Origin of the sequence: Fibrobacter sp. UWH9, assembly GCF_900129715.1 — a bacterium.
In the GTDB taxonomy this organism is placed as follows: domain Bacteria; phylum Fibrobacterota; class Fibrobacteria; order Fibrobacterales; family Fibrobacteraceae; genus Fibrobacter.
In genome coordinates this window covers 231,489-256,190 of sequence record NZ_FQWP01000001.1, presented here as the reverse complement: position 1 = coordinate 256,190, position 24,702 = coordinate 231,489, and the positions used below count along the sequence as shown (strand labels likewise).

27 protein-coding genes and 1 pseudogene are annotated in these 24,702 nt (G+C 41.8%); 7 read left to right on the top strand and 21 right to left on the bottom strand.

Annotated features, from left to right (window positions below; translation table 11 throughout):
• Positions 1 to 113 precede the first annotated feature (113 nt).
• The 6 genes and pseudogenes from BUB94_RS01145 to BUB94_RS01115 all read right to left on the bottom strand — a co-directional run bounded on the left by BUB94_RS01145 (position 114) and on the right by BUB94_RS01115 (position 5,795).
• Complete coding sequence (locus BUB94_RS01145) at positions 114 to 638, bottom strand: hypothetical protein (protein ID WP_139260092.1); 525 nt, start codon at positions 636 to 638, stop codon at positions 114 to 116.
• A gap of 465 nt (positions 639 to 1,103) precedes the next feature.
• On the bottom strand, positions 1,104 to 1,235 hold the full coding sequence (locus tag BUB94_RS17285) for a hypothetical protein (protein WP_256375037.1): 132 nt from the start codon (positions 1,233 to 1,235) through the stop codon (positions 1,104 to 1,106).
• A gap of 90 nt (positions 1,236 to 1,325) precedes the next feature.
• A complete protein-coding gene (locus tag BUB94_RS01135; RefSeq protein WP_073233554.1) occupies positions 1,326 to 2,159 on the bottom strand; it encodes a PD-(D/E)XK nuclease family transposase in 834 nt (277 codons plus the stop codon).
• 571 nt (positions 2,160 to 2,730) lie between these two features.
• Positions 2,731 to 3,213 (bottom strand): annotated as a pseudogene (locus tag BUB94_RS01130) (ORF6N domain-containing protein); the annotation flags it as partial.
• Positions 3,214 to 3,347: 134 nt separating this feature from the next.
• A complete protein-coding gene (locus BUB94_RS01125; RefSeq protein ID WP_073233736.1) occupies positions 3,348 to 4,418 on the bottom strand; it encodes an ORF6N domain-containing protein in 1,071 nt (356 codons plus the stop codon).
• A gap of 540 nt (positions 4,419 to 4,958) precedes the next feature.
• Complete coding sequence (locus tag BUB94_RS01115; RefSeq protein WP_073233548.1) at positions 4,959 to 5,795, bottom strand: tyrosine-type recombinase/integrase; 837 nt, start codon at positions 5,793 to 5,795, stop codon at positions 4,959 to 4,961.
• A 100-nt stretch (positions 5,796 to 5,895) separates the two neighbouring features.
• Here BUB94_RS01115 and BUB94_RS01110 point away from each other — a divergent pair, with 100 nt between their 5' ends.
• Positions 5,896 to 6,270, top strand: a complete 375-nt coding sequence (locus BUB94_RS01110) for a hypothetical protein (RefSeq protein WP_073233546.1) — start codon at positions 5,896 to 5,898, stop codon at positions 6,268 to 6,270.
• Between the two features lie 166 nt (positions 6,271 to 6,436).
• Here the strand turns inward: BUB94_RS01110 and BUB94_RS01105 are convergent, their stop codons facing one another.
• Together BUB94_RS01105 and BUB94_RS01100 are read right to left on the bottom strand one after the other, a co-directional pair.
• Positions 6,437 to 8,035, bottom strand: coding sequence for an LTA synthase family protein (locus BUB94_RS01105; RefSeq protein ID WP_073233544.1), 1,599 nt, complete (start codon positions 8,033 to 8,035; stop codon positions 6,437 to 6,439).
• Between the two features lie 58 nt (positions 8,036 to 8,093).
• Positions 8,094 to 8,516 (bottom strand): hypothetical protein, encoded by a 423-nt coding sequence (locus BUB94_RS01100; RefSeq protein ID WP_217653107.1) that lies wholly within the window; start codon positions 8,514 to 8,516, stop codon positions 8,094 to 8,096.
• A gap of 35 nt (positions 8,517 to 8,551) precedes the next feature.
• On the opposite strand from BUB94_RS01100, the gene BUB94_RS01095 reads away from it, so the two are divergent.
• The 3 genes from BUB94_RS01095 to BUB94_RS01085 are packed head-to-tail and all read left to right on the top strand — an operon-like array spanning position 8,552 to position 9,467.
• Positions 8,552 to 8,764 (top strand): DUF3791 domain-containing protein, encoded by a 213-nt coding sequence (locus BUB94_RS01095; RefSeq protein WP_073233734.1) that lies wholly within the window; start codon positions 8,552 to 8,554, stop codon positions 8,762 to 8,764.
• Positions 8,761 to 9,237 carry a DUF3990 domain-containing protein gene (locus tag BUB94_RS01090; protein ID WP_073233541.1) on the top strand — a complete coding sequence of 159 codons (477 nt, stop codon included), beginning with the start codon at positions 8,761 to 8,763 and terminating at the stop codon, positions 9,235 to 9,237. The genes BUB94_RS01095 and BUB94_RS01090 overlap by 4 nt, the downstream gene beginning before the upstream one ends.
• Complete coding sequence (locus tag BUB94_RS01085; protein WP_073233539.1) at positions 9,234 to 9,467, top strand: hypothetical protein; 234 nt, start codon at positions 9,234 to 9,236, stop codon at positions 9,465 to 9,467. Before BUB94_RS01090 ends, BUB94_RS01085 begins: the two co-directional genes overlap by 4 nt.
• A gap of 24 nt (positions 9,468 to 9,491) precedes the next feature.
• On the opposite strand, the gene BUB94_RS17415 is transcribed toward BUB94_RS01085, so the two are convergent.
• The gene (locus BUB94_RS17415; RefSeq protein WP_371585268.1) at positions 9,492 to 9,626 is read right to left on the bottom strand and encodes a DUF3791 domain-containing protein; all 135 of its coding nucleotides are present in this window, start codon (positions 9,624 to 9,626) and stop codon (positions 9,492 to 9,494) included.
• 54 nt (positions 9,627 to 9,680) lie between these two features.
• Between BUB94_RS17415 and BUB94_RS01075 the strand changes: the two genes are divergently transcribed.
• Entirely contained in the window at positions 9,681 to 10,016 is a 336-nt protein-coding gene (locus BUB94_RS01075; RefSeq protein WP_073233537.1) for an EamA family transporter, read from the top strand.
• 1 nt (position 10,017) lies between these two features.
• Positions 10,018 to 10,350 carry a hypothetical protein gene (locus BUB94_RS01070; protein ID WP_073233534.1) on the top strand — a complete coding sequence of 111 codons (333 nt, stop codon included), beginning with the start codon at positions 10,018 to 10,020 and terminating at the stop codon, positions 10,348 to 10,350.
• On the opposite strand, the gene BUB94_RS01065 is transcribed toward BUB94_RS01070, so the two are convergent.
• On the bottom strand, positions 10,334 to 11,503 hold the full coding sequence (locus BUB94_RS01065; RefSeq protein WP_073233532.1) for an ATP-binding protein: 1,170 nt from the start codon (positions 11,501 to 11,503) through the stop codon (positions 10,334 to 10,336). The genes BUB94_RS01070 and BUB94_RS01065 overlap by 17 nt on opposite strands.
• 218 nt (positions 11,504 to 11,721) lie before the next feature.
• Here BUB94_RS01065 and BUB94_RS01060 point away from each other — a divergent pair, with 218 nt between their 5' ends.
• Complete coding sequence (locus BUB94_RS01060) at positions 11,722 to 13,011, top strand: ATP-binding protein (RefSeq protein WP_073233530.1); 1,290 nt, start codon at positions 11,722 to 11,724, stop codon at positions 13,009 to 13,011.
• Here the strand turns inward: BUB94_RS01060 and BUB94_RS01055 are convergent.
• The 11 genes from BUB94_RS01055 to BUB94_RS01005 all read right to left on the bottom strand — a co-directional run bounded on the left by BUB94_RS01055 (position 12,989) and on the right by BUB94_RS01005 (position 24,693).
• Positions 12,989 to 13,924 carry a glycosyltransferase family 2 protein gene (locus BUB94_RS01055; protein WP_073233528.1) on the bottom strand — a complete coding sequence of 312 codons (936 nt, stop codon included), beginning with the start codon at positions 13,922 to 13,924 and terminating at the stop codon, positions 12,989 to 12,991. The two genes, BUB94_RS01060 and BUB94_RS01055, sit on opposite strands and share 23 nt — an antisense overlap.
• Entirely contained in the window at positions 13,917 to 15,143 is a 1,227-nt protein-coding gene (locus BUB94_RS01050; protein ID WP_073233526.1) for an acyl-CoA reductase, read from the bottom strand. The genes BUB94_RS01055 and BUB94_RS01050 overlap by 8 nt, the downstream gene beginning before the upstream one ends.
• Entirely contained in the window at positions 15,130 to 16,224 is a 1,095-nt protein-coding gene (locus BUB94_RS01045) for a LuxE/PaaK family acyltransferase (RefSeq protein WP_073233524.1), read from the bottom strand. Before BUB94_RS01045 ends, BUB94_RS01050 begins: the two co-directional genes overlap by 14 nt.
• Positions 16,225 to 17,631: an AMP-binding protein gene (locus BUB94_RS01040; RefSeq protein WP_073233522.1), complete on the bottom strand. Its 1,407-nt coding sequence runs from the start codon at positions 17,629 to 17,631 to the stop codon at positions 16,225 to 16,227. It abuts the gene before it with no gap.
• Positions 17,615 to 18,256, bottom strand: a complete 642-nt coding sequence (locus BUB94_RS01035) for an MBL fold metallo-hydrolase (RefSeq protein ID WP_175549668.1) — start codon at positions 18,254 to 18,256, stop codon at positions 17,615 to 17,617. Before BUB94_RS01035 ends, BUB94_RS01040 begins: the two co-directional genes overlap by 17 nt.
• A gap of 90 nt (positions 18,257 to 18,346) precedes the next feature.
• The gene (locus BUB94_RS01030; RefSeq protein WP_175549667.1) at positions 18,347 to 18,589 is read right to left on the bottom strand and encodes an acyl carrier protein; all 243 of its coding nucleotides are present in this window, start codon (positions 18,587 to 18,589) and stop codon (positions 18,347 to 18,349) included.
• 22 nt (positions 18,590 to 18,611) lie between these two features.
• The gene (locus BUB94_RS01025; RefSeq protein ID WP_073233513.1) at positions 18,612 to 20,213 is read right to left on the bottom strand and encodes a beta/alpha barrel domain-containing protein; all 1,602 of its coding nucleotides are present in this window, start codon (positions 20,211 to 20,213) and stop codon (positions 18,612 to 18,614) included.
• A gap of 10 nt (positions 20,214 to 20,223) precedes the next feature.
• Positions 20,224 to 20,943, bottom strand: a complete 720-nt coding sequence (locus BUB94_RS01020; protein ID WP_073233511.1) for a GNAT family protein — start codon at positions 20,941 to 20,943, stop codon at positions 20,224 to 20,226.
• A gap of 12 nt (positions 20,944 to 20,955) precedes the next feature.
• Entirely contained in the window at positions 20,956 to 22,092 is a 1,137-nt protein-coding gene (locus tag BUB94_RS01015) for an FkbM family methyltransferase (protein ID WP_073233509.1), read from the bottom strand.
• 58 nt (positions 22,093 to 22,150) lie between these two features.
• Positions 22,151 to 23,956, bottom strand: a complete 1,806-nt coding sequence (locus BUB94_RS01010; RefSeq protein ID WP_073233507.1) for a thiamine pyrophosphate-binding protein — start codon at positions 23,954 to 23,956, stop codon at positions 22,151 to 22,153.
• Positions 23,953 to 24,693: an SDR family NAD(P)-dependent oxidoreductase gene (locus tag BUB94_RS01005; protein WP_073233505.1), complete on the bottom strand. Its 741-nt coding sequence runs from the start codon at positions 24,691 to 24,693 to the stop codon at positions 23,953 to 23,955. Before BUB94_RS01005 ends, BUB94_RS01010 begins: the two co-directional genes overlap by 4 nt.
• Between the last annotated feature and the right edge of the window lie 9 nt (positions 24,694 to 24,702).

Below are 24,702 nucleotides of genomic sequence, written 5' to 3'. Positions count from 1 at the left end.
CGGCGATAAACCGATGACAAACGCAAGTTTTGACACCAAACCGACGACAAAAGCGACGATAACCTCATTTTCCGACATCAAAGCGACGATAAAACAATCCACAGCAAACACTGTCAAGGCAGAACAGGCAACTTCAACACTCCCTCAATCAGCTCGTGATAGACTTCAGGGTGTTCAATGTCGTCTATCGTCGTGACACGCTTTCCCGCATCTTTTGAAGAAGCTCCACAATGGAACATTTTTTCGTGACTCGTTCCGTAATCCAACACGATATAACGGTCATGGAATATACCGCCTGCAGGTCTCCGCTCGAAGGAAACGTCAGGACGTGCAGCCTTGAAGTCGTCAATCATCGTTTGAGTCAAAGCGCATCCATTCCGCTGGTCGCTAAAAATCGTCACATTCACATTCTGAGCAACACCTCGCAATAAATCCAGTGTTTTTACGCCAACAAAATCATCAAACACGAAAATTGACTTCTGAGCCATACCATAAATCTGCGTGTAGGCAACATCGGCCTCTAGTTTTTGCCCATTCAGAATCAAGTGGTGCTTGTAAGCAGACGGGTCGTGGAAAAACTCCATGACCTTGCCCAAAGAATCTTGGGTTTTCTGGGACTCCACCTCCAAACGAGCCACATCCGTGCGAATTTCCGCAATTTCGTGGGAATTGATTATTCCGGCGTACTTTGAGCCACCAGTCCGGTACTAGAGAGCCACTATTCCGGAAAATACGGAGCCACCCTTCCGGAGGCTGAGAGCCACCCACAAAATGTCATGAAAACTCTATAATGCGAATGTCCACGACAATGATGCCGCGGACTTTTGATAACGTATATTGTCTTTCGCAAATTCCTCTAAGGGGGTAAAAAAATAGGATGAAAGGAGCATCCTATGGATAGCAATATAATTAAAATTGAATATACCGGAGCAAAGTACACCGTGAAACCGGAGTAATGGAAACCGGCGTACCGGTCAAACGGAAACCGCGGTTCCGGGGATAAGGAAACCTGTCTAATTTTAGCAAGCACAATTCCGTGCAAAAAATAGACAGGAGGTCGAATGACCAAATACCGCGAAATCCTCAGGTTGCGAAATCTGGGATTAAGCCAGAACGACATCGCGACAAGTTGTCAGGTGTCCAAGAAGACCGTCAACAGGGTCTTGAAACTTGCCAAGGAGCACAACTTGAATTGGCCTTTGGAAGAACACCTTACCGACAAGGAAATCGGACATTCAACGGAAGCGACAGCACGGGAGTGCCGGGCCGCCCACAAAAAAAGACCCGCGCGGGGTCCCTTGTATCGCGGAGATTTTTCGCAGAGGTTACTTGGAGTTCTTTCCGGCGAGTTTCGCCTCAAGAGCTGCGATTTTGCGTGCCTGTTCGGCGATCTCGGCATCCTTCTCGGCGATGATTTTCTCGTTGCGCTCGCGTTCTTTTTCAGCAGCGGCTTCTGCGGCAAGCTGGATTTCCTGTTCCCATGTCATATAGCGCTCCTGTGTCTTTTCGTCTGAACGGTACCACTCCACCTTGGTGTGGATTTTCCTTGTCTCCGAGGATTCGGCGGCGTTTGTAGCAAAATACTTCAGGTACGGTTTAAGCGGGTGCGTATCCGGAAGTTTCTCGTACTGGTTAAATATATAGAAATTTTTGAAAGTGCGGTCGTTCAAGGCGAGTTTTTTGTTTTCTGTCGCATAGTTCTGGAAACTATAAATAGGCAGGCCTTCCTTGAAAATGTCTTCCGGGCAAATGAAGAGCACGTACTGGTCCTTAAGGCTGCTGTACATGCTTCCCTTGCGCAGCTCGTGGGTGTCATGAATAGACTGGTAGTAACGAGCGCGCTTCGGGAGTTCCTTGGTGTCCTCCATCTGCATCTCCAGATCGAAGGAGCGCTTGACTTCGCCGTCCTTGCCGGTTTCCTGGGCGTAAACGTCGTAGCGCACGCTTTTGCTGAAGATGCCGACCTGGTCCGTCTTTTCCTGCTCGGGGTCCTTCAGGTCGTAAATCTTGATGCCAAGCGCCGCCTCGATGAAGGGCTTTGCGATTTCCTTGTGGCTCATGACCAGCGGGAACATGAAACGGTTGGTGATGGTGATTTTAGAGAAGTCGATGACTTTAGTTTCGTTATCAGCGCCTACGGCGGTTTCGTTTTCGTTCATACGTGTTGCTGGGTGTTGCGCACACCTTTGCGAGGTGGCTAAATCGCCGCCTGCTATATACACGCTTTTTTGCCGTAGAATGCTCCCTGGATTTTGAAAAAAGATTGTAAAAATTTTTCGCCCTTAAATCACGGGAGCGATCGTGACCCCAGCGAGAGTCGTGACAAGAACGCACTTGTGCGTAGCTTGGCATGACCGAGCGCAGGCAGATGTGGCGAAGCCTCATCTGACCCCTTGGGGCGCAGACTTTTGCTGCATTTGCGGAATTTTGGACTGGTTCCTTCGCGGCTGCTCGCCACTCAGGATGACGCAACGGGCCGTCGCAAAAAGTTCACGCTCCTTCCGAGGGCTCGGAAGTGGTATCGTCAAAAGTTCATGCACCTTCCGAGACGTTTGATGCCCCCCCCCTTCCTCAGGCCACGTTCCTTGGGGCTTACAAGGAAATCCATGCGAGAAGTGTATGGGTTGAACCCATCTGAAGCACAATAACCCTAAAACAGGTGGCTCCGTCAGACCGGACTAGTGGCTCTCATTTTTCCGGACTGGCGGCTCCGCCGCTCCGGAATAATCAGGAATGTTGAGCCGTCAAATTCGCAATTTGAAGGCAGTTGGAACAACCTAGTAACTGCTGATTTTCGGCAGCAATGTAGTCCTTCATGTCTTTAAACAAAAGCATTATAGCAATACTTTGCTTAATAGCAAGCTCCCCCTTAAGAACAGTCATCAACATATAAATTCCTTGTTCTGTAAAGGCATAAGGTAAATAGACTCGCCCACCTTTCACCCCTTTGACCTGCATCGAGGTGCAATTTTTGCACCTCGATAATTCAGCAATTTCGTCCATAGTCAACTGAAATCGGAAAATCTCGGGAAAACGTTCTATATTATTCTTAACTTGCCTATTGAAATCCTTGGTGCTATACCCGTAAATCACCGCCAGATCGGCGTCAAGCATCACCTTTACACCGCGAATGGTGTAAACCTTGCTCTTCAGGAAATTCTCATCAATGATGGCAATTTCACTCCCCGCAACAGGGGCTTCTTTCTTCTTCATAAACATAAACCGACGCTAAACCGGCGATAAGCCGATGACAAACGCAAGTTTTGACACCAAACCGACGACAAAACCGACGATAACCACATTTTCCGACATCAAAGCGACGATAAAATAACCCACAGCAAAAACAGTCAAGGCAGAACAGGCAACTTCAACACTCCCTCAATCAGCTCGTGATAGACTTCAGGATGTTCGATGCCGGTTATCGAAGTCACTCTCTTGCCGGCATCCTTGCTAGAAGCGCCGCAATGGAACATCTTTTCATGGTCCGTTTTGTAATCCAAAACGATATAACGGTCATGGAATATTCCGCCTGCAGGCCTCCGCTCGAAGGAAACGTCAGGACGAGCAGCCTTGAAGTCGTCAATCATCGTTTGAGTCAAAGCGCAGCCATTCCGCTGATCACTGAAAAGCGTAATCTTAACATTCTGAGCGACACCTCGCAATAAATCCAGTGTTTTTACGCCAACAAAATCATCAAACATGAAAATTGACTTCTGAGCCATACCATAAATCTGCGTGTAAGCGACATCAGCCTCCAGTTTTTGCCCATTCAGAATCAAGTGGTGCTTATAGGTAGATGGATCGTGAAAAAACTCCATGACCTTGCCCAAGGATTCCTGAGTTTTCAGAGACTCCACCTCCAAACGAGCCACATCCGTGCGAATTTCGGCAATTTCGTGGGAATGTTGAGCCGTGAGGGTTGCTATTTGAACACAGTTGGAACAACCAAGCAACTGTTGATTTTCTGAGGCAATGTAGTCCTTCATATCCTTGAAAAGACGAACAAGGGCAAGACTTTGCTTGGTCGCCAAATCACCTTTGAGAACTGTCATAAGCATGTAAATGCCCTGCTCTGTAAAGGCATAAGGTCGGTAAGTTCGTCCCCCTTTTATTCCCTTTACTTGCATCGAGGTCAAAAAATTTGACCTCGATAATGCATCTACTTCTTTTTCGGACACCTGAAACCTAAAATCCTCCGGAAATTTTTCTGCATTATTCTTAACCTGCTGATTAAACGCCTTTACAGAATACCCATAAATCTCCGCCAGATCGGCGTCAAGCATCACCTTTACACCACGGATGGTGTAAACCTTGTTTTTCAGCAAATTCTCGTCAATGAGGACAATTTCTTTCGTTTTCTCGGCAACATTGGCCGGAACAGCACTATTCCCCGCAACAGGGACTTCTTTCTTCTTCATAACATATCCTTTCCGTTTTACAGGCGTGAACAAAAACGGCTTTACTTTGATCAGACTGCACAAATATACACCAGTTTTACAAGTTTGACAAGACACCTGCAATAAATTTTTCCGCACCTCCCCAAACATGATGTCATTCTGGTGCGAAGCGATAGAATCCACAAAAATATTTACTACATTCCTGAATATGGCTACCGCAATCGAATTCGAGAACATCAGCAAGCAGTACCGCCTGGACTTGGTAAGCACGGGCACGCTCAGCCACGACCTCAACGATGGACGCTAAAGCGTCCGTAGCATCGGTTCAGCCATACAAATGAACAAGTTCATTTGTGCGGCATTCACCTCGCATACTTTCTGGCAGACCAAGCTCTTGCGCCGCGAAGCCCCCCCCCCCTCATTCGCGCCACAAGAGCCTCGGTTGCCGCAGGAATCGTCAAAGAAGCATCAATGTCATAGCCATCCGCCACCAACTTTTCAATGATTTGTTCTTTTAAAGAGGACATAGTTTCATTATACATATCCTTTTTCCTTTCCGTTTTAAAGCTTATTGAATTTTTTCATTTCCTTGTCCAAAAATGAATCCACGTATTTTGCATAAATTAAGGTTGTATCCAAGTTGCGATGACCAAGAAGTTTACTTGTCGCAGGCAGAGGAATCCCCAAAGAAATACAGGTCGTGGCAAAAGTATGGCGAGCCAAGTGACAGTGCAAATATTTTGTAAAACCAACTTTCTTTGCCGCACGACGCAAGCGCTTGTTAAAAGTTGAATTTTCAACTACATGAAATACGGGACCATTTCCATTTAATTGGCTTGGCAAGAGCAAGCGTGCCTGTACTGGTATTGGAATATACACAGACTCTCCCGTTTTCTGAGTCTGCTTACGAATTTTCCAGTCAAAAATCTCGTTGCAAGTTAACGATTGCAAATCACTATATCGAAGTCCCGTAAAACAACTGAATAAAAATACCTTCACACATTCACACTCTTCTCTTGTAAGCAAGGACTTGTTATCCGAAAAGTTTAAATAGAGCATTTTCAATTCTCGCACAGTCAGGAAACCGCGCCTTGTATAAACCCGTCCAATCCTCACCCCCTTGAACGGATCATTTTCTATTACACCCTCTCTACGTAACCGGTTCACGAAAATTCTAAAGACAGACAAAGCCTTCGTCACGGTTGCGGGTTTATTTCCCAACTCCTGCATATGGGCCTTAAAATCGCGAATCAATCTTTCATCAATTGCAGAGCAATCAAGCTCCGGTGAAAAATCATATAATTTTTTCAAATTCCACTGATAAGTTTCAATAGACGAATCAGTGAGTTCACCAGGATTATTTTTTAAACTTTCCATTGCAGCATCATAAAAAAGCATAAAGCCTCCATTCTACCCCAAAAACATTTCAGGGACGAGCAAAGTTTGAAAAAAAAATGATATCAACACAAATCCCATTCCCAAAACTCCCGCAGAATACGTGAAGTTGCAGGACGCATACGTCGCTGAAAAGGGCATCCGCGTTGGTAACTGGAAGGAAATCGGTTACTTGATGCAGAACTCCTCTAACTACTGGTACTGCGATGCTTCTTCTTTATGCGACGACGCTAAGAATGCAAAGGGCTACGGTTCAACCGCTACTGTTGCAGACAACAATTACGTTGGATACTGGACCGCAACAAACAAGGCAACCTTGAATGATTGCGAAGCAAAGCAGGATTGGAATCTTGTTACTGCTCAGAATGGTTCTGCAGGAGGCATGGTTAAGTACACCGCTACAATTAATGGTTCCACAAGTGAAACAGATGACTGCGCAGTCCTCACTCCGAACTTCCTCAAGCTCACTACCAACTAATTTTTATCTCAAAAATTATGAAAAAAGGATGCTAGAAATAGCGTCCTTTTTGTATATCGAACTTAGCGCTAGAGAACGAATAATCCGTATCAATATTATTGTGTGTATTTTAGTCGCCTGAGCCAGCCCTGGCGGTGTTGCGAACAAGTGATTCTATCACGATTATTCATTCAATGATTCTTTTTGAAAGGTGATAATATTCAGGACTCCGAACCATCTTAGAAATTTGAATATTTACGCTTTTATAATCCATTCCTGATTCTAATATTGTTGGTTCATCAGAAAAAAGACTAGTTCCAAAGCCCATTCTATGGCCAGGGATAATAAACCCCATACTTTCAAGAATAGATGGGGCTATGTCAACAGAAGAAAAATCACGTAATGTATTTTTCGGTTGCATCAATGGATTAATGAAAATATCGACCCAGCGTCTATCAGGATGGTCGATAAGAAGTTTCCCTTTAAATACATGATCGCCGACAATAACAATTTCTGTATTCTTTCCAAAACTCTTTGACTCTACCCATTTTACGAAATCATAGACGTCTTTCGATGCGCACTGTATCGCAGCCCTAAGCATATCTTCATCTTTACCGCTTTGAGGCTTTATAGAACATTTGTCATTGTAAAAACCAATGGGAAAATGAGAATCAATAGTCGCAATAGTTAAGCTGAAGTTATTTTTTTTACTTAGGGTATCCAGTATCAGCTTGGCAATTTCATACAAACTGCGATCCGATATTCCTGGACGATAGTCTTTACTTGCGGTTAATTTCGGATCCATATCCGAATAATTCGACAGTCGCTTTATATCATAAACATCGTTAACGCCATGGGCGTTTAGGTAAAAATTCAGGTTTGCAAATCTTGCGTCAGTTCCCTGTAGGAATGTATTGTGATAGTCATAAAAATTCATCACGTCGTAAATGCTTTTCACATTAGGTAAAATAGTGTCACCGGTATAATTAGCCGATAGATACGGAACACCAGTCGTTTTTGAAACTGTTGCTGTGATAGTACATGTGGATCCGGCAATTTCTCGCCCGCCAGAAACTTTCCCTTCAACACTGGTAAAATGAATATTTTCTTGTTCCAACCGAATCAGTTCTGGAATCAAGGAGTCATCCCAATTTTCCATAGATTCCATTATTATATAGATAAGATTTCTTGTGTTACCCACTTTCTCTACATTTAGGGAATCTAAATTGGTGTAATTATCAATAAAAAAAGGTGAACTGGCCAGGTCTTCATCGTTATACCAGGCTTCAAAAACACGCTTGTATTCTAAAAATGGAATTTCAAGATAGACCTTTACTGAACAAGTTCCAACAACCAACAAGCAAATCAGACTTTGACACATAATTCGCCTATAACGGGACAATTTACAAAGCCAAGGAACCAGACAAATGAAAGAGATTAAAATAGGGGCTAATGTTTCAACAATAAATTTCCTGACAAAGATTCCAAAAAATCCGTTCAGGGGTCCCCCAATGGTCAGTGCAACTTGTTGAGGATCATATAGCGGAAATACTGACAGTGCCCATAAAGTACTACCGCAACCTAATATTACAAATAGCGTGAAAAAAAATGAGTAGTATTCTTTTTTTTGAATATGCGAAGAGATGTTTGCTCTTGACAGCAAAACAACAAATGCTGTTGAAACAACAAAGAAAAGGAATAACATTTTGGAAGAATCCCCTCCAAAAAAGGTAATTATTCCTGTTAGACCAAGGCTTGCAAATGCAGATGACAGAATAAATTGCATAATTAAAAAAAGTGGTTTCGATACGAAACCACCTTTTTATTAACTAATTCGCTAAAAATTAATTGCTAGAAGCTGCAGTGTGGAGGCGGAGGAAGTTCGGAGTAAGAACTTCACAATCACCACCAGCGGTGCTAGCACCATCAACTGTTGCTGTATAAGTAACCAAACCACCGGCAGAAGAGTTACCAGAAGTGGTCAAGGACCAGTTCTTACCTGCAGGGCAGTCATTCAAAGTGGCAACGTTGGTAGCAGTCCATGTGACAGTAAAATCATATTCATTGAAGGTTCCTGTAGTGCCATGACCATCACCATTGTTAGACGCGGTGCATGCAGTACCCGCAGCCTGGTCGCAGTAGTAGAAGTTGGAGGAATTCTTCATCAGGTAGCCGATTTCCTTCCAGTTACCAATACGGATGCCCTTTTCAGCGACGTATGCGTCCTGCAACTTCACGTAGGTTGGTGATGATTTTGATACAAACATTGCCCTTTCTATCATGTTTTTTTATATTCCATGGCATGGAAAAGCAAATTTCTTGGATTACAGCCGCAATAAACGAATTTGCAAAGGCGAAATCTTTAACGAAAAAGCAGGCTTTCAACTACCTAAGCCTGTTTAAAGGCTTTGACTTTCTGCAGAAACACTACGAAGCGGAGCATTTGCTTTCTTTTGAAGACACAGTTGATGATTTGACTGACATCTGTTTGAAAAACGGAGGTCTGATCAAGTGATTCTCTATCACGGTTCAAACTGCGAGATTGATAAAATAGATTTGTCTAAGTGCAAGCCTTTTAAGGATTTTGGGCAATCTTTTTACCTGACCACCATTCTGCATCAAGCGCAAGAAATGGCAAATAAGGTTGCTGATCGTTTCGGTGGATCACCTGTGGTGAACGTTTATGAATTCGATTTTGAAAAAGCGCAAGGCTTACATATCAAAGAATTTCCATCAGCTGACAAGGAATGGGCTGAATTCGTGATGGCGAATCGCAGTCGCGCAAATGAACATCCTGCTGATGCCTATGACCTGATAATTGGCCCCGTCGCTAACGATGACATTGCAACACTGTTCAGAACATTTTCCATGGGCATTATCGCAATTGATGACCTTGTGAAAGGGTTGAAATACCGTAAATTAAGTAACCAGTATGCGTTTAGAACTGTTGATGCGATTTCTCTGTTGCAAAGGAGAGGAACCGTATGACCAGCAAGCAGGATTTTCTTGTTGAGGGTATAGTCAACGATCTCGCACTTTGGTTAATGCAAGAACGTTCGCTATCATTACACGATTCATTGAGTGTTATCTACAATTCACAAACTTTTGAAAAACTCCAAAATCCAGGAACCGGCCTATACTCGGAAAGTTCTGCCTACAATTACGACTTGTTGATTTCTGAAATCAGGAATGGAAAGCTTGTTCAAGACGATTTTTAGCGAAAAAACAAATCAAGAACGTTCCTAGACTCTTTCTCGTTGACATACAATGGTCCCACTATGATTCTTGCAAAATTCAGTCAATGAATCCACTGCATCTTTCATGGATTGCGTGTGTAAAATGCCATAGTGGGCATTTAGATACGAAATTACATGAATTTTTTTAATTCAGCCTTGACCATTATATTTCTATTTTACGCCTAACGAGATAACATGAAAAGTTTTGCAAAGTACATACTGCTAATTACAGCGTTCTTCATATACTCCTGTTCAGGGATTTTTTCGAAGTACGCCTCTATGCAGGAGTTCTTGAGCCTCCCCTACATCGCATTTATCTGCGGCGTAGTTTTTGTATTGGGCGTTTACGCCATCATATGGCAGCAAATCATTAAGCGAATGCCAGTGAGTGATGCCTACCTTTTCAAGGGCTCTGGCGCTGTGTTCGGTCTGCTAATCGCCCATTTTATGTTTGGCGAAGCTATTTCACTAAACAATGTTATCGGCTCGGCAGTGATCATTGCCGGCATCACCCTGAACACAAGAGCATAGTATGTTTTACGCACTCGCCATATTCAACGTGTTCATGGCCGCCGTGGCACAAATGCTGTTAAAAAAGGCTGCTCAGCAAAAGCAAACAAACATTGCCAAAGAATACCTGAACCCATGGGTGATTGGTGGTTACATACTCATGGGCCTCATCATGCTAAGCAATGTGTTCGCCATGAGCAAGGGTGTGCAATTAAAAGAATTGGGAACGATAGAAGCCTTGAGCTATCTATTCGTCCCCGTATTAGCATTCTTTATTTTCAAAGAAAAACTCACGGCAAAAAAAATTGCATCCATCGCAACAATTCTTGTTGGCGTGGTTATTTTCTTTTGGTAATAAGCAAACCAGCATCCACATAATTACAGCAGTGGACGCCCTTATAACTATTTAAATTTTCCCCAGAATAAACAAGATTTTTTTTCATCTGTTCAAATCCAGGCAGTTTAGCAAGTTTCTCCATATTCTTGAAGAATTCTGAATTCACTGTTGATGCAGACTTTATCTCAACACCATTCCAGTCACTACCGATCTTATAAAGCAAATCAACTTCTACACCGGTATCGGTTCTGAAATAATAAAACTCCGTCATTCGATTTTCGTTCAAAGCGGACTTCATTATCTCAACAACAACCAGATTTTCAAACAAGTTCCCTAGTAAAGGATCCCTTGATAATTGTTGCGTATTTTCAATACCTAGCAGCATTGTCGCAAGGCCCGTGTCTGTAAAATAAATCTTTGGGGATTTAACCAACCGCTTGCCAAGGTTACCATACCAAGGGCGCAATTTAAAAATGATGTTAGATGTTTCAAGCAAGGTAACCCATTCGCCGATAGTCTTGCTAGATACACCAACATCACCAGCCAAGGCTGAGGCGTTAAAGACCTGCCCGACTCTTCCTGCAAGTAATTTTACAAAGACCTCAAACTTGTCGAAATCCTTAATCTTCATCAGAGAGCGAATATCGCGCTCTACATAGGTTCTAAAATAATCCCTATAGTAAATTCCCGGTTCGATACCGCTATCATAAATTCGCGGCATTCCACCCCAAAGAATGGCTTCATCACGACATTTACAAATAGATGCCAGAGCAAGTTCTTGTAAAGATAGGGGCCACAAAGTCAATAAAGCTGTTCGCCCTGCCAATGACTGAGTCACGCCCTCCATCAGGGACAATTGCTGACTACCCGTCAAAACAAAACATCCCTTTTTCCCAAGGCTGTCGCTAAGCACTTGAATTTCGCTGAGCAAGTCAGGACAATTCTGAACTTCATCGATTATTAAAGGAGGCGGATACGATTCAAAGAACCCCTTTGGATCTTCTTTGGCAAAACGACGAGTTTCAAGACGTTCCAAATTAACATAAGCATAATCAGGAAAGGTATCCCTAGCCAGGGTTGTCTTACCAGATTGTCTAGGCCCAATAAGGGTGACAACCGGGTACACTTCCGCCATTTTTTTTAAGGATTCTTTCAATTTCCGCTGAATCATGCGCTAAATATACATTAATTCCACGAAAATCTGGAGTTCTAGGTAAAATTTACGCAAACACACTTGAACCACCCTCACTGGGCGCCTGCGGCCATTTTGAATGAGTAAAATTGAACCGGAACCAACAAATTACAATTTTTAGTCCGACTTTTTGCAGAAAGCAACAAAAACTAGTTTGAGATTTCGTCAATGTCTGCAGATTTTGTTATATTTAGCATATGGAAAGAGACGTTCTGAAACAATTTTACGCCTGGAAGGAATCCGCGCAACGGAAGCCCTTGATTCTAAAAGGGGCCCGTCAGGTCGGCAAGACGTGGCTTATGCAAGCCTTTGCCCAACAAGCCTACGCCAAGTCCGTGTATATAAACTTTGAAGATAACGAACTCTGCCGTAGCCTGTTTGACCAGGATTACGATATTGAACGTATTCTTCAGGGGCTTCGAATTGCTACCGGAGTAAGCGTCGACAAGGAAACTCTCATCGTTTTTGATGAAATCCAGGAGGCTCCACGGGCTCTGACTTCCCTAAAGTATTTCTACGAAAAGGCTCCGGAACTGCACATAATCGCGGCAGGCTCTCTGTTGGGCGTTGCCATGCATCAAGGGACATCTTTCCCAGTGGGGAAGGTGGATTTCATAAATGTTTACCCCATGAGTTTTTTGGAGTTCCTCGCGGCCGTTGGGGAGCAAGTGCTGGCAAATCTTGTTAAAGAGAAAAATTTCCAAATGCTTTCGATATTTGGCAGCAAGTTGATGAGCCTCTTGAAGGTGTATTATTTTGTTGGGGGAATGCCGGAATCCGTAAAGACCTATGCCGAAACAAGGGATTTAACTCAGGTTTCCAGGGTATTGCAAAACATTCTCGATTCCTATGACAACGATTTTTCAAAACATGCCCCCAATGCGGAGGTGCCAAGAATCAGGATGGTCTGGAATTCCATCGCTGCACAGCTTTCCAAGGAGAACAAGAAGTTCATCTATGGAATGCTTAAGGAGGGGGCACGTGCGAAGACGTTTGAACTTGCTTTGGAATGGCTGCGCGATGCGGGGCTTATTTCCAAGGTTCATCGCGTAAAGAAGGGAGATTTCCCGTTGAATGCCTACGAGGATTTTTCCGCGTTCAAGGTGTTTATGGTTGATGTCGGCTTACTTTGTGCAAAATCGGGCGTCCCGGCGACAATCATTTTGAACGGTTCGAAAATCTTTGAGGAGTTCAATGGCGCCTTGGCCGAACAGTATGTTTTTCAGCAGTTGAATGCAAAGGGGATCCATCAAATCTTTTACTGGTCTGCCGAAAACTCGAGTGGAGAAATCGACTTCCTTGTCCAAAAGGAGAACACGATTATCCCCATCGAAGTGAAGGCAGGAGATAGCCTTCAGGGGAAAAGCCTCCGCAAATTCGTTGAGCGGTACCAAGGGCTCACGGGCATCCGTTTTTCGGCGAAGGATTTCCGCCAGCAGGACTGGATGTCGAACTATCCTTTGACTATGTGCGGCGAGATCCCGTAATCTCTTTCACCACGTATTGCGGCGAATTGTTGATGCAAATGTAGATGCGTCCCAGATACTCGCCAATTAAGCCTAGCATCACCAGGATGCAACCACCGATAATTAGCATAAGAGCGATAATGGAGCTCCAACCAGCAACACTGATTATCCCCATAATTCGTTGCGCAGCAATTACTGCTGCGTAGATGAAGCCTACTACAGCAAAGAGCACACCAAGGAACGTGCTAAACTGAAGGGGCTTGATAGAGAACGCAGTAAAGCCGTTCATCCAAAGGTGGAGTAATTTCCAAAAGGAATAACCAGAAGTCCCTTCAAGACGGGAACGATGCTGAGTTTCTACACAAGCGATGTTTTTTGTAACTCTTAAAACCAACCCCATCAAATATGGATAAGGATTACGATAGTTAACCATTTCATCAACAACAAATTTGCGAGCGATGTAGAAACTGCTACCTTTCAAGTCCTTGGGAGGATTCAGCATAATCTCGCCCATTTTTCCAGCCATACGCGAGCCAAAACGACGAAAAATATTCTGTTTAATCTCGTGATAATAGGCGTACACCACATCGTAGCCTTCTTCAACCTTTGCAATCAAATCGCAGAGAGAATCCAGTGGAGCCTGACCATCATCATCTAAAGAAACGACGTAATCACCGGTACATTGACCATAACCAGCCATCAATGCACAATGTTGTCCAAAATTTCGAGCAAGGTTCACTCCAATCAGATTTTCATTTTCTTTAGTCAGTTTTTCAATGACTTTCCACACATTGTCCGGAGAATGATCATTCACCAAAACAATTTCATACGTGTCATTTGCACGTTTTTTCATTTCACTCTTGATTTCATCTACAACAATAGAAATCGTTTTTTCAGAGCGATAGCAAGGAATTACAAAAGAAAACTTAGACATAAATAACCCTACTCATACATTCTATCAAATCATATCCGTCCCAGATGAAACCAAAATCCGCAGTTTTTCCAACGGGAACTATTCTATCTATTCCACTTAGACCTTGTTGAATTACGAGAGTCAGTAATTCAACAGGGTTTACTCCCAAATAAGAAAGAGTTTGAAATTTATTGTTTACCACAGGAACAATATCGTCAATATTATCAGTTTCGTACTCAAGATAGAAACCACCAGCACACATATATTCTACAATGTTTTGCGGAATGCTATTAATCGCAATCCTAGTAATGACATTGTCTACGGATTGTTCAATTTTTACACTTTCCAGTTCTACAGCACACTTATATTGGGTTGTAAGTTTATCAACGGCAAGAATCGGAGGTAAATTATACTTGGAAGAAACATTCTCGTGAACCGCACTCCAAAATTTTTCTTTTGCGATAGAACACTGTTCTTTTTTTCCATGCCATACTATAAAGCGTGGCGAAGAACAAGCATTCTGGTCATAAAGATAAGTATCGTTAAAGAAAGATTGTGCGATTTTCTTCAAATCTTCATCACCTTGAGCACCCACATATTCTGCGTCAAAAACAGCGAAAGAATAACGATCTGCAAAAGTAATCTCAGTTGCTCTAGGCTTCATCGGAGATTGTCTTATTTCAGCAATGGTCTTATCGCCACCCCAAACAACACGTACATCGCAAAGGGAGGATAAAGCGTTCATGATTTCAGTGGAATGGTCAAACATTACCACTGCAAGAATGTTTTTTAAATCAAAAAACTCGTCTCTTTCGGCGATTTTATCAAGCACCTTACAAATAATTTCAGTCTGTGCAAAATCTTTTGATGAGGCACGGACTATGCAACGATTGCCAGCAAGCAAACCTGCAACCAGCGTATAGGCAAAATTAATAGGAACATTGGACGGCGCGATATGCAACGTTATTCCACGACCAAGCCTACCATTTAAGCGATCTTTATACGATTCCTTTAATTTTTCGATATTTGCTTTTCGACAGAAAAAAGCAAATGTGACAACATCAGGAAAAGTTTTCGCCTGTTTATCGGAAAGAAGTTCTTTAGAGCATTCATTCAAGAAAGTGCATACCAATTCATCAAATGGCACAAACGCCTTATGAGAAACAAGTCTTTCTACGTTACTCTCTTTGGGGTAAAGAAAATGCACCGAATTTAATACGTCAATACTATTTTGCTGCATTTTTCGCCTCCGCTGCATAGGTATCACTGCACCCGCGGATCTCAGCATTCTTTATTCTGCCGTTGATTTTGAAATACTTTCCCTTACGACCACACGGACAATCATCTTCTCCAAGAACAGCGCCAACATCTTCTGTCAAAAGCACATGCCCCGGATAGCTCTCCGGCAAAACAGAAACCACTTCGATTAATCCTTCTTCACCAAACAAGCATTCAGAAAAGTCTTTTGGATTACGGCAAATAATGTCAGAGAAAATACTGGTATGCAAGCGACCGCATTCGCATTCTACATAAATCGTACCGGTCTGCTCCACCATGCCATAATAGTCATATACATGATTTATTCCGCAAACATCGTGAAGTGCAGACTTAAACATTTCAGGGCTAACAGCCTCATTGACTAATTTTTTCCATCCTCCACCATGGATTAGGACTCCATTAGACAAATCAAACTTGACTCCAGATTTTTTAAGTTCCTTGTAGAAGTGTTGCCAAATCATGAAGGTAAAACCAAATAGGAACATGGTTTCACCTTGATGTTTTTCCAAGAACGCCTTAATTGCATCCACATTCAGATTCATTTCTTCATCAAGAGCATAAAGACGATCAGAACCGAACATGGAAAAACCTAGAATTCCGGCACCACGAGCAGAGAACATTGCCCTATTCTTAATAACAGCAGAACTGTCAAGAATCAGCATAGGAACACGCTGTTTCCCAATAAAAGAGGAAACAATCTTTGTCAAAACCTTCGACTGAGCAGAAGACGTATTCTTATCCAAAAAAATCTTTGAAACCTTTTGTCCTGTGGTTCCCGAGCTCGTAAGGGTTTTGACAACAGCATCTGCAGGAACAGACTTCAGTTCGTAATCCTTAAACAAGCGCACCGGCAAAAAAGGGATTTGAGCGTAATCGGAAACGCTTGCCACATCAAAGCCCTTTGCATCTAAAATTTTCTTGTATTCTGTACAAGACTCATAGTGATGACGAGTCAATGCAGCCAGATGTCTAGTAAGAAATTCTTTTTTTTCTGATTTAGATAGCGAATACGGGGGAATGTCCATTTCTTCTTCAGTAAGCATTTACACTCCCTCCGGCAATTCTTTATAAAGAACTTTGCCCGACTCATTTCTTGGAATTGTATCTATAAAGCAAATTTTAAAAGCTGTTGCATGGAACTTCAGCATTTCTGTCAAATAAGACAGCACCTTGTCCTTGAAAGATTCATTCGTAATAAATACGGCCATCTTATCATCAACTCCTGCACAAGCAAAATCACAACCAGAGAATTCCGTGTTCAAGAGTCGTTCTGTCTCATCCAAATTAATGCGATTTCCCCAAATTTTGAGGAAACGTTTCTTACGACCGACGATATAGTAAAAGCCTTCATTATCAAACTTAGCAATGTCACCAGTTTCTAAGCGACCATTTCGCTCGTCACCTTTAATTAGGTCTTCGCCACATTCGGCATAACCTAAAGTGACGTTATCACCGTAGAAAACTAGTTCACCTTGAGTATCAGCCGTTGCAACCTCGCGACCATCTTCGGCAACAAGAGAAAACCTACCACCAGGAACAGTAATTCCTATGCTGCCGCATTTTTCTAGAGCTTTTTCAGCAGGGAGATAAGACATTCTTGCGGTAGCTTCTGTTTGCCCGTACATAACAACAAACTTCTTACCGGCACCTTCAGCCCACTTGGCAAACTTTTCATGCAATGCAGTAGAAAGCTTTCCTCCAGCCTGTGTTACGTATCTTAGGGCCGGCAAATTCATTCGCTCAAAGCGCAAACGATTCAGCATTTCAAATGTGTAAGGAACTCCACCAAAGGATGTTGCCTCAAAATCCTTCATTTGCAGCCAAAATTCCTTTTGCATCAAGGCCTTATCGGTCAAGATAATGGTTGCACCAACAGCCAAATGCGTATTGATTATGGATATGCCGTAAGTGTAGTTCATGGGCAACGTCGTAATCACTCGTTCACTTGCGGTTAAACCAAGAAACTGAACGATAGACGCAGTATTTGCTTCGATATTGCGATAGCTCTGGCGTACAAGTTTTGGACTACCAGTAGAGCCGCTGGTTGTAAGCAATAAGGCAAGATCATCGTTCAACGGATATACGTTTTCAAAGCCTGTTTTTAGCAATGCATATCCAAGATTTTCGTACACAGCCTTGTAACTGGCAAACCTTTCGATCATATTTGCGGGAACATAAATATAGTCCGGCTTATAGCGCTGAATAAGATCCTGCAAAAGTCCTTCATCTAAATCAGACTTGAGCATCAACGGAATAATTCCCGCATTCAAAAAACCTGCGTAGCCAACAAGCGAGCCAAGTTCATTTTTACAAAGATTGAATACGAGGCAACGGCGGGAAATGCTACCAGTTAGGGCAGAGCAATACTCACCAAGCATGGAGTAAGAAATCTTATCACCACTTTCGGTTATGACAGCAATGTTGTCGCCAAACTTATCGAAATCCCACATGAATTTTACCGTCGCTCATTATTTCTGACAAAAGGAATGGTTCCCCATGTCCTGGTAAAATAATAACATTTGGAGACAAATCCCGTTCTAAAAAGGGAATTGTCTGCTCCAAAAAAGTCTTTTTATCCCCCTGAGGGAAGCTAACCACAACGGGATAATCTTTTAGCAAGGAATCCCCGGTGAATACATACTTTCTGTCAAAAGTAATTAAACTACTGCCAACAGAGTGTCCGGGAATCAGTTTGAAACCTATGGAATGTCCCTGCCAGGTAAGGCTGAATGTATCCGAATACGTAGTATCAGCACAATATGTCTGTGCTACAAAATCCTTCTTGAATTCAGCAAGCACATTCGTTCCGTTCTTTACGTCTTTTTCTTTTATCGTCAAAGACAGCAGTAGCGGCCTAATAAAATGAGGGTTAGATATGTTTGTATTGCACGCATCAGAACAAACCAAGGTGCAATCAAAATGTTCCTTAAACCACCATACACCGGAGATATGATCCGCATGTTCGTGGGTTAGAAGAAGAGTTACCTTATCAACCCCCTTTAAGACTTCTAGAGCCTCTTCATTTTTATGCGGATCTACAACAAAAGCCTCCTTTTGCCCGACAATAATGAACATGTTTGAGTCTATGTATTTATAGACTGACATGTACATATCTATATCAGCAAAAGGAAGCTTATGCACCGGGATGCTTTGCCCTACAGAAAACTAGTCCATCTGGACATTATACTTCTTGAGAATCTCAATGCCCTTCTTGTAGGAACTGAAGTCAATGATATCGTCCGTGTCCATCATGATATCAAAGGCTTCTTCAAGGCTTGCGACAAGGCCCATGTGGCCCACGGAGTCCCACTGAGGGATGCCCTGATATTCGAGAGCCTCAGTAACCTGATCAGCAGAGATTTCCAAGCCTTCAACAAATGCGTTCTTATACTTTTCCAAATTGGTCATTTTACACGTCTCCTTGATAAACTTACACATCAAATATACTATCTGTTACGAATTCGATGTTCATTGAATTGCCAACATTGTTCTTGAAATCCTTATACATATCAAGAATTTCTGCATTCAGCTTATTCCAATCGCCCTTGGGATTAACCGTCGGCAACGAAGAGTCTGCGTACGATTCGTTGTAACGATCATTGAATTCATCAAAGCCAGCAATCGCAACGTTCTTTACCTGAAGGACTTTCATTAAACGAAGGCAACTGATTACAGCATTGTCAAAATAATCCCACCCACGTTTTACAACCTTGTTGAAATTGACAATGAAATTATTTTCGTCGTTATCTGCCGCAATGTTGGACAACAAGATTTTCTTCATCTTGTTATACTGAGCTGGATATACGCTCTTAGAATAGTCATAGCGGCTATTTGAAATAAGGAATAAATAGTCGGCATCGTATTCTGGATTAATGGCGTTAACCTCAATCACCACAGGATTTTTAGCCTTAATGTAATCCTTCACCTTAGAAATTTCAGTCAGCGTCGATTTGCCTGGAGCAATGAGAAGAATATTTCGGCCCTGAAGATCGCTACTTAACATTTCAACAGAATCCGAGTCATCTACCATTCGATTCTGGTTTTCAAGATACTTTTCCTCAAGAAGATCGTAATCATACTTGATGCGGTCATCCGGATTCAAAGACTTGATGATTTCGTTCATGTCTTTGGCATTAGTCCTATGGTTCTTCTGCAAATAGGCAATGTTATTTACATGGCAACAATACATACCAGAAATGAAATACGGAGTAGAGTACCCCCAGCTGAATTTTTCCTGGAAGTTACCCATATACAAATCAATGGCATCCAGAATCTGATTCATTTCGTAATTGCAATTGTACTTTCTATTCAAGAAACTTGCGGCCAATTCAGTTGTTGTATTTCCTGCGCCACGTCCCATGCCACACAGGCTTGCATCAACCACAACATCGCGTTCAGAATACTGCAATCTATTTACAAAATACTGCGTAAGCGCAAAAGACAACTGCTGGTTATTATGGGAATGGAATCCCAATTTAATACGAGAGTCAAGGTTTTCATCAAGAATTTCAATGATTCTGTCCAAGTCCTCTTCGTACATGGCACCGAACGTATCCACAATAGATAATGCTTCTGCATCAATAGCATTTACATACTGGGCGAGTTCAACGAGTTCATCGTCTGTGTAAGCCAATGTATTGGCTGCTTGGAAATAGACTTTGTATCCCTTTGCAAGAATTTGACGTCCGACCTCGATTCCTTCTTTTGCTTTGCCTCGAGGGAACACCACACGAATGGCATCTAGAATGCTGTGGTTGTTTTGGGGCAAATAGTTGAGGTCATATCTGTCCCAGTCAATCATTGCAACAAAAACGGATTTTTCACTTTTCTGATTGACATACATGGATATGTCTTCCGGAACGTGGAAAAAGGTAGTTCCAATCTTATGCTCCGAATTCTTAAGCCATCCACATTCAATAACTTCAATGTTGGCCTTCTGAAGTTTATCGATGATTCCTTTAATTGCAGAAGTTCCAAACTTTGCATCAACGATATAAGCGCCGTCTCTAAGAGTGCAATCCAGTAGTTGCATAGTTGTAACCCTACATATTGTGCTTTACAAACACGTGATTGATATTTTTTATCGCGTACCCATTGGCAAGCAGCGCTTTGCACTGGTTTACGTTGTTAGACGACACGTTGGTAGAAACTAATTTGCCACCAAGGGACTTAACTATTTCCTGTTCCTTTTGAACCATGCCAAGGCCGGTCTTCCTGAACTTTTCATATCCACCGCCGAGTACAGAATGATAAACGATTCTGTCTTTTGTAGTAAGAATGATAAAACCAGCAGGTTCCCCCTTGTACGACATCACGTAAGGAATGGCTCCATTATTAAGCATTTGACGAATCCAATTCTTGTAACGCCTTGCGGATAATTCGGGGGTAAAGTGAGGGTCATTAGAAATTCGATCACTTGAGAACATTCCCTTGTCAATTTCTGCGTATAACGTTTCAATATCAGAAACATTCATTTGGCGGTAATCAAGAGAATCATACAATCTTTGATGAATTCTATTTCTTTTCACCTCATGAAGATCGTGTTCGACTTCAATCATTTCTTCAACAAACTGGAAGCCCATTTCTTGAACCAAGTTTGTAATATTGAACATACTTGCGGGAATTTTCACTACAATGTATTGATCATTAACTGGAGCCAACCCATTTTTGACTTCATCAACGGAATCTTTTAAATCAACAATGACTTCCTTGGAGGTCACCCCAAGATTTTCTTTTTCCCAAAAACTATCTATTATGTTCATAAGTTCTCATTATTATTTTGTCGGAATTGCGTATAGCACAGTTTCCGTAATATTATCGGAATGATGTCTCACATAAAATTTATATGTACCATTACCCGCAATGTAATTAATAAACAAAAGACAAGAAAAAAGATCTTCACTCTTATGATAGATACAAATTGCCAATTTTGGAAGATTTCTCTTTATTACTTGTTGAGCGTCTTTCAGAGCATCCAATTCACTCCCCTCAATATCCATTTTTATAACGGAAACCGGTTCATTTCCAATCGTGTCATCCATTCGACATACAGGCACAGAAACAAAATTGCCTTTATCGTCATAGACATCTCTTCTTGTTTTATTGCCCCACAATCCGGAATCAACAAAATTTGAATATAGAGAACCATCGTTATAAAAATTTTTTACTTCGTTCGCATCACACACGCCTTTCTTAATGATACTCACATTATCAAAGCTTGCGGTTTTTGCTTCAAGACGAAGTGCATTCGCCTCATCCGGTTCAAAAGCAATATACTTCTTGAATTTGCCATTTGTGAAATCCATTACTTCTAGGAACGTATCTCCGTCAAAAGCACCGCAATCAACAAAAACTTCATCAGGACCCAAATGCATCAACCCTAGGTCATATCCATATTTAAGGTTGGAGTCGAATTTTGCAATTTCGTCATAATCCCCAGATATTCTAGAATTGATGTGCGCTATAAAAATTTCTTTTGACAAATCATCATCCAGAAGATCATATGCTTTTTGATAACTACTAACGTTATCAACAAAAAATTTATAGTCCATTTGTCTGAAACAGAACAAGTCTTCAAAAAAATAGACTTTGACATTTTTTTTTGCGAATTCCTTTCTTATGCAAAGAGCTCTTTCTCTGTTTTCAAAACCGATAACAAGTTCGTTATCTGGGGAAATTAAAGAATCAACATTGTAAACCTTAACGTTTTCTATTACAACGTCAGACACATAGAAAGCAGCATCCACACAAAATCCAGCTATGTCAACACCATACTCTCTTAGCAAGCGAAACGTGCTTATTGCACATTTACCCGCTCCATAAATGTAGATGTTCTTGAACGACGACAACAACTCTTTTAGTAAAGTCAACCTTGCGTCTTTTGAATAGCGAACCAAATCAACAATTTTCATTTATACCCTTTTGAAATCAAATCGTTCAATCATGCTGTTAAACACTCTTCGAGAAACGCTAAACCGGCGTTCCATGGCTAGTTTCAAGGGGTTCAACAATCATTTCCTTAAAGAAAAGGTCTCTGTCAATATACGGAGCTTGGTCTTCTATAGGTCTGAAACCAAATTTTCTCTTTCCATATGTTACAAGGCCATTATGAAGATCGCACTGGAAAGGATCGCAGGCAAATTCACACACAAGCGGAAGATTGTCGTTAAACAGTTCGCCAATTTTAGCATCTAATCCTTCATAGTTTTCAATTTTCAAATATCTTAAACCAAATGCATCCGCAATTTTTCCAAAATCAGGAAGAGTAAGTCCATTAGATGCGTCCGAGCTAATCGTTTTTCCTCTAAAATATTGGGTTTGTCCATGCCTGATACTTGAATATCCATTGTTATTGATAATAACAACCTTGATATTGTAATTATTTCTTACAATGGTCTGAAGCTCTTGGAGGTTCATCATTATGGATCCATCGCCACAGTAAGCAACAACCGGAGCGCCAATCTGCGCAGCAACACCGATTGAACCAGGAAGAGAATAGCCCATCTCCCCTTGAGAATAAGAACACAAAATTCTTTGTGAGCCCCTGTTCTTCGTTTGAACATCCACGGTGGATCCTGTCAATCCGGCATCACAAAGGTAAGTCGTTCCATTAGGTGCAATCTCAGATATACGTTGATAAACAAGTTTCATATCAAGCATCCCATTTTCGGGATTTTTTTCGTTTGTATATTCAAAGATTGACTTCCAGTGATTACACTTCGCAACCCAGTCACTAAAATCACAGCAAAGATCTTCTTGATTCAATTGAGCCAATAGTTCATGGACATCCGCATACACAAATCTGTCTATGCGAATGCCTTTTTTTGAATGTTCAATTTTATCAATGTCAACTACTATTTTTTTTGCAGCTCTTGCAAACTCATCTCTATTGCCGGTTGTTTCCAAACTAAGTTTCGACGCAAGAGATATCACCAAATCAGAATTTTGGATAGAAAAATTGCCATACCTACTGCATCCAGAAGCACCAACAACACCGGCATTCAGCCTGTCATGATACTCCATAATATCATTTGCATATCTCGTGAAAACAACTGGAATATTATTCTTACGAGCAAACGATTTCAAAAGTTCAGTAGAACGAGACGTTCTTACACCGTGGCCAGCAAGTAAAACAGGTCTTTTGGAACGTTTTATTTCTTCAACAATGTATTCAACATCTTCATGTTTGGGAACTATTACTTCATTCTGTTCGTCAAATCGTTTAAGAGTATCTTCGTTTACCATGCAGTTTTGGATATCCATCGGAATGTCTAGCCAAACTGGTCCCGGTCTTCCGGTTTTTGCCAAAAGAATAGCCTTGTCAAGATGATAAGCAATGTCATTTGCATTATCAATCGTAACAGCATACTTCGTAATTGCCTTAGCATAAGATTCGACATCAGACTCCTGAATGCCAACTTGGCGAAGCGGGAGGCCAGAAGCCTTTACTGTATTGGCATACTCCTGTTGCCCGGATATAATGATCATAGGAATACTATCCTGCCACGCATGAAGAATTCCAGTCATGGCATTTGTTCCGCCACATCCAGTTGTGACCAAGCATGCACCAAATTCATCATTGTACAGAGAATAGGACAATGCAGCCATAGAGGCACATTGTTCATGATGCATCGCAACGCCAGTAATTTCATTTTTTTCCTGGCTTCTTCTAATTGCATCTGTAAGATAAAAGCATTGTCTTCCAACAACATAGAAAATGTGTTTTGCACCCTCTTGATACAATCTGTTTATCACATAATCTGCTACACGAATCATCTTAAACCTCCATCAACTCTAAGTACTTGAGCTGTAACAAACGAAGCCTTATCAGAAGCAAGGAATGTCACGGCGTGTGCAATTTCTTTTGGTTCACCTTTTCTTTTCATGATATTCATAGAAAGGGCAATCTTTTCATCTTCCTCATTCATACTGTTGCCCATATCTGTGGCGGTAAGGCCGGGAGCAACTGCATTTACTCGAATATTGAATGGACCATATTCAACGGCGAGTCTCTTTACTTCACCAATGATGGCTGCCTTACTTGCACTGTATTCAATGTTCGCGCCTCCATCAAAAGCCGCAGATGAGGAAACGTAAACAATACTGCCATTCTTATTTCTCATCATACTTCTAGACAATTGCTGTGTGAGAAGCATCTGAGAAAAGAAGTTTATGTCAAAGACTTCCTTGATGGTTTCCATTTTGGTCATGGCAAGGGAATTCAAGGGTAAACCAACGCCGGCATTGCATACGAGAATGTCTAACGGAATTTTTGCAGCAAGAATTGCCTTAGCTCCTGCCTTCACGCTTTCTTCATCTTTAAGCTCTACATACACCGGAGTTATCTGCACGCTATACTTTTCAGAAAGCTGCGTAATAAGGCTTGTAAATTCCTCTGATTCCTTACGTACAACGGCAAATACGTTCGCTCCGTTTTCGGCAAAGTTTTCAAGAATTGCCTTACCAATTCCACGGTTACAGCCCGTAATTACAGCAGTTTTACCTTTTAGCATACACCAAAC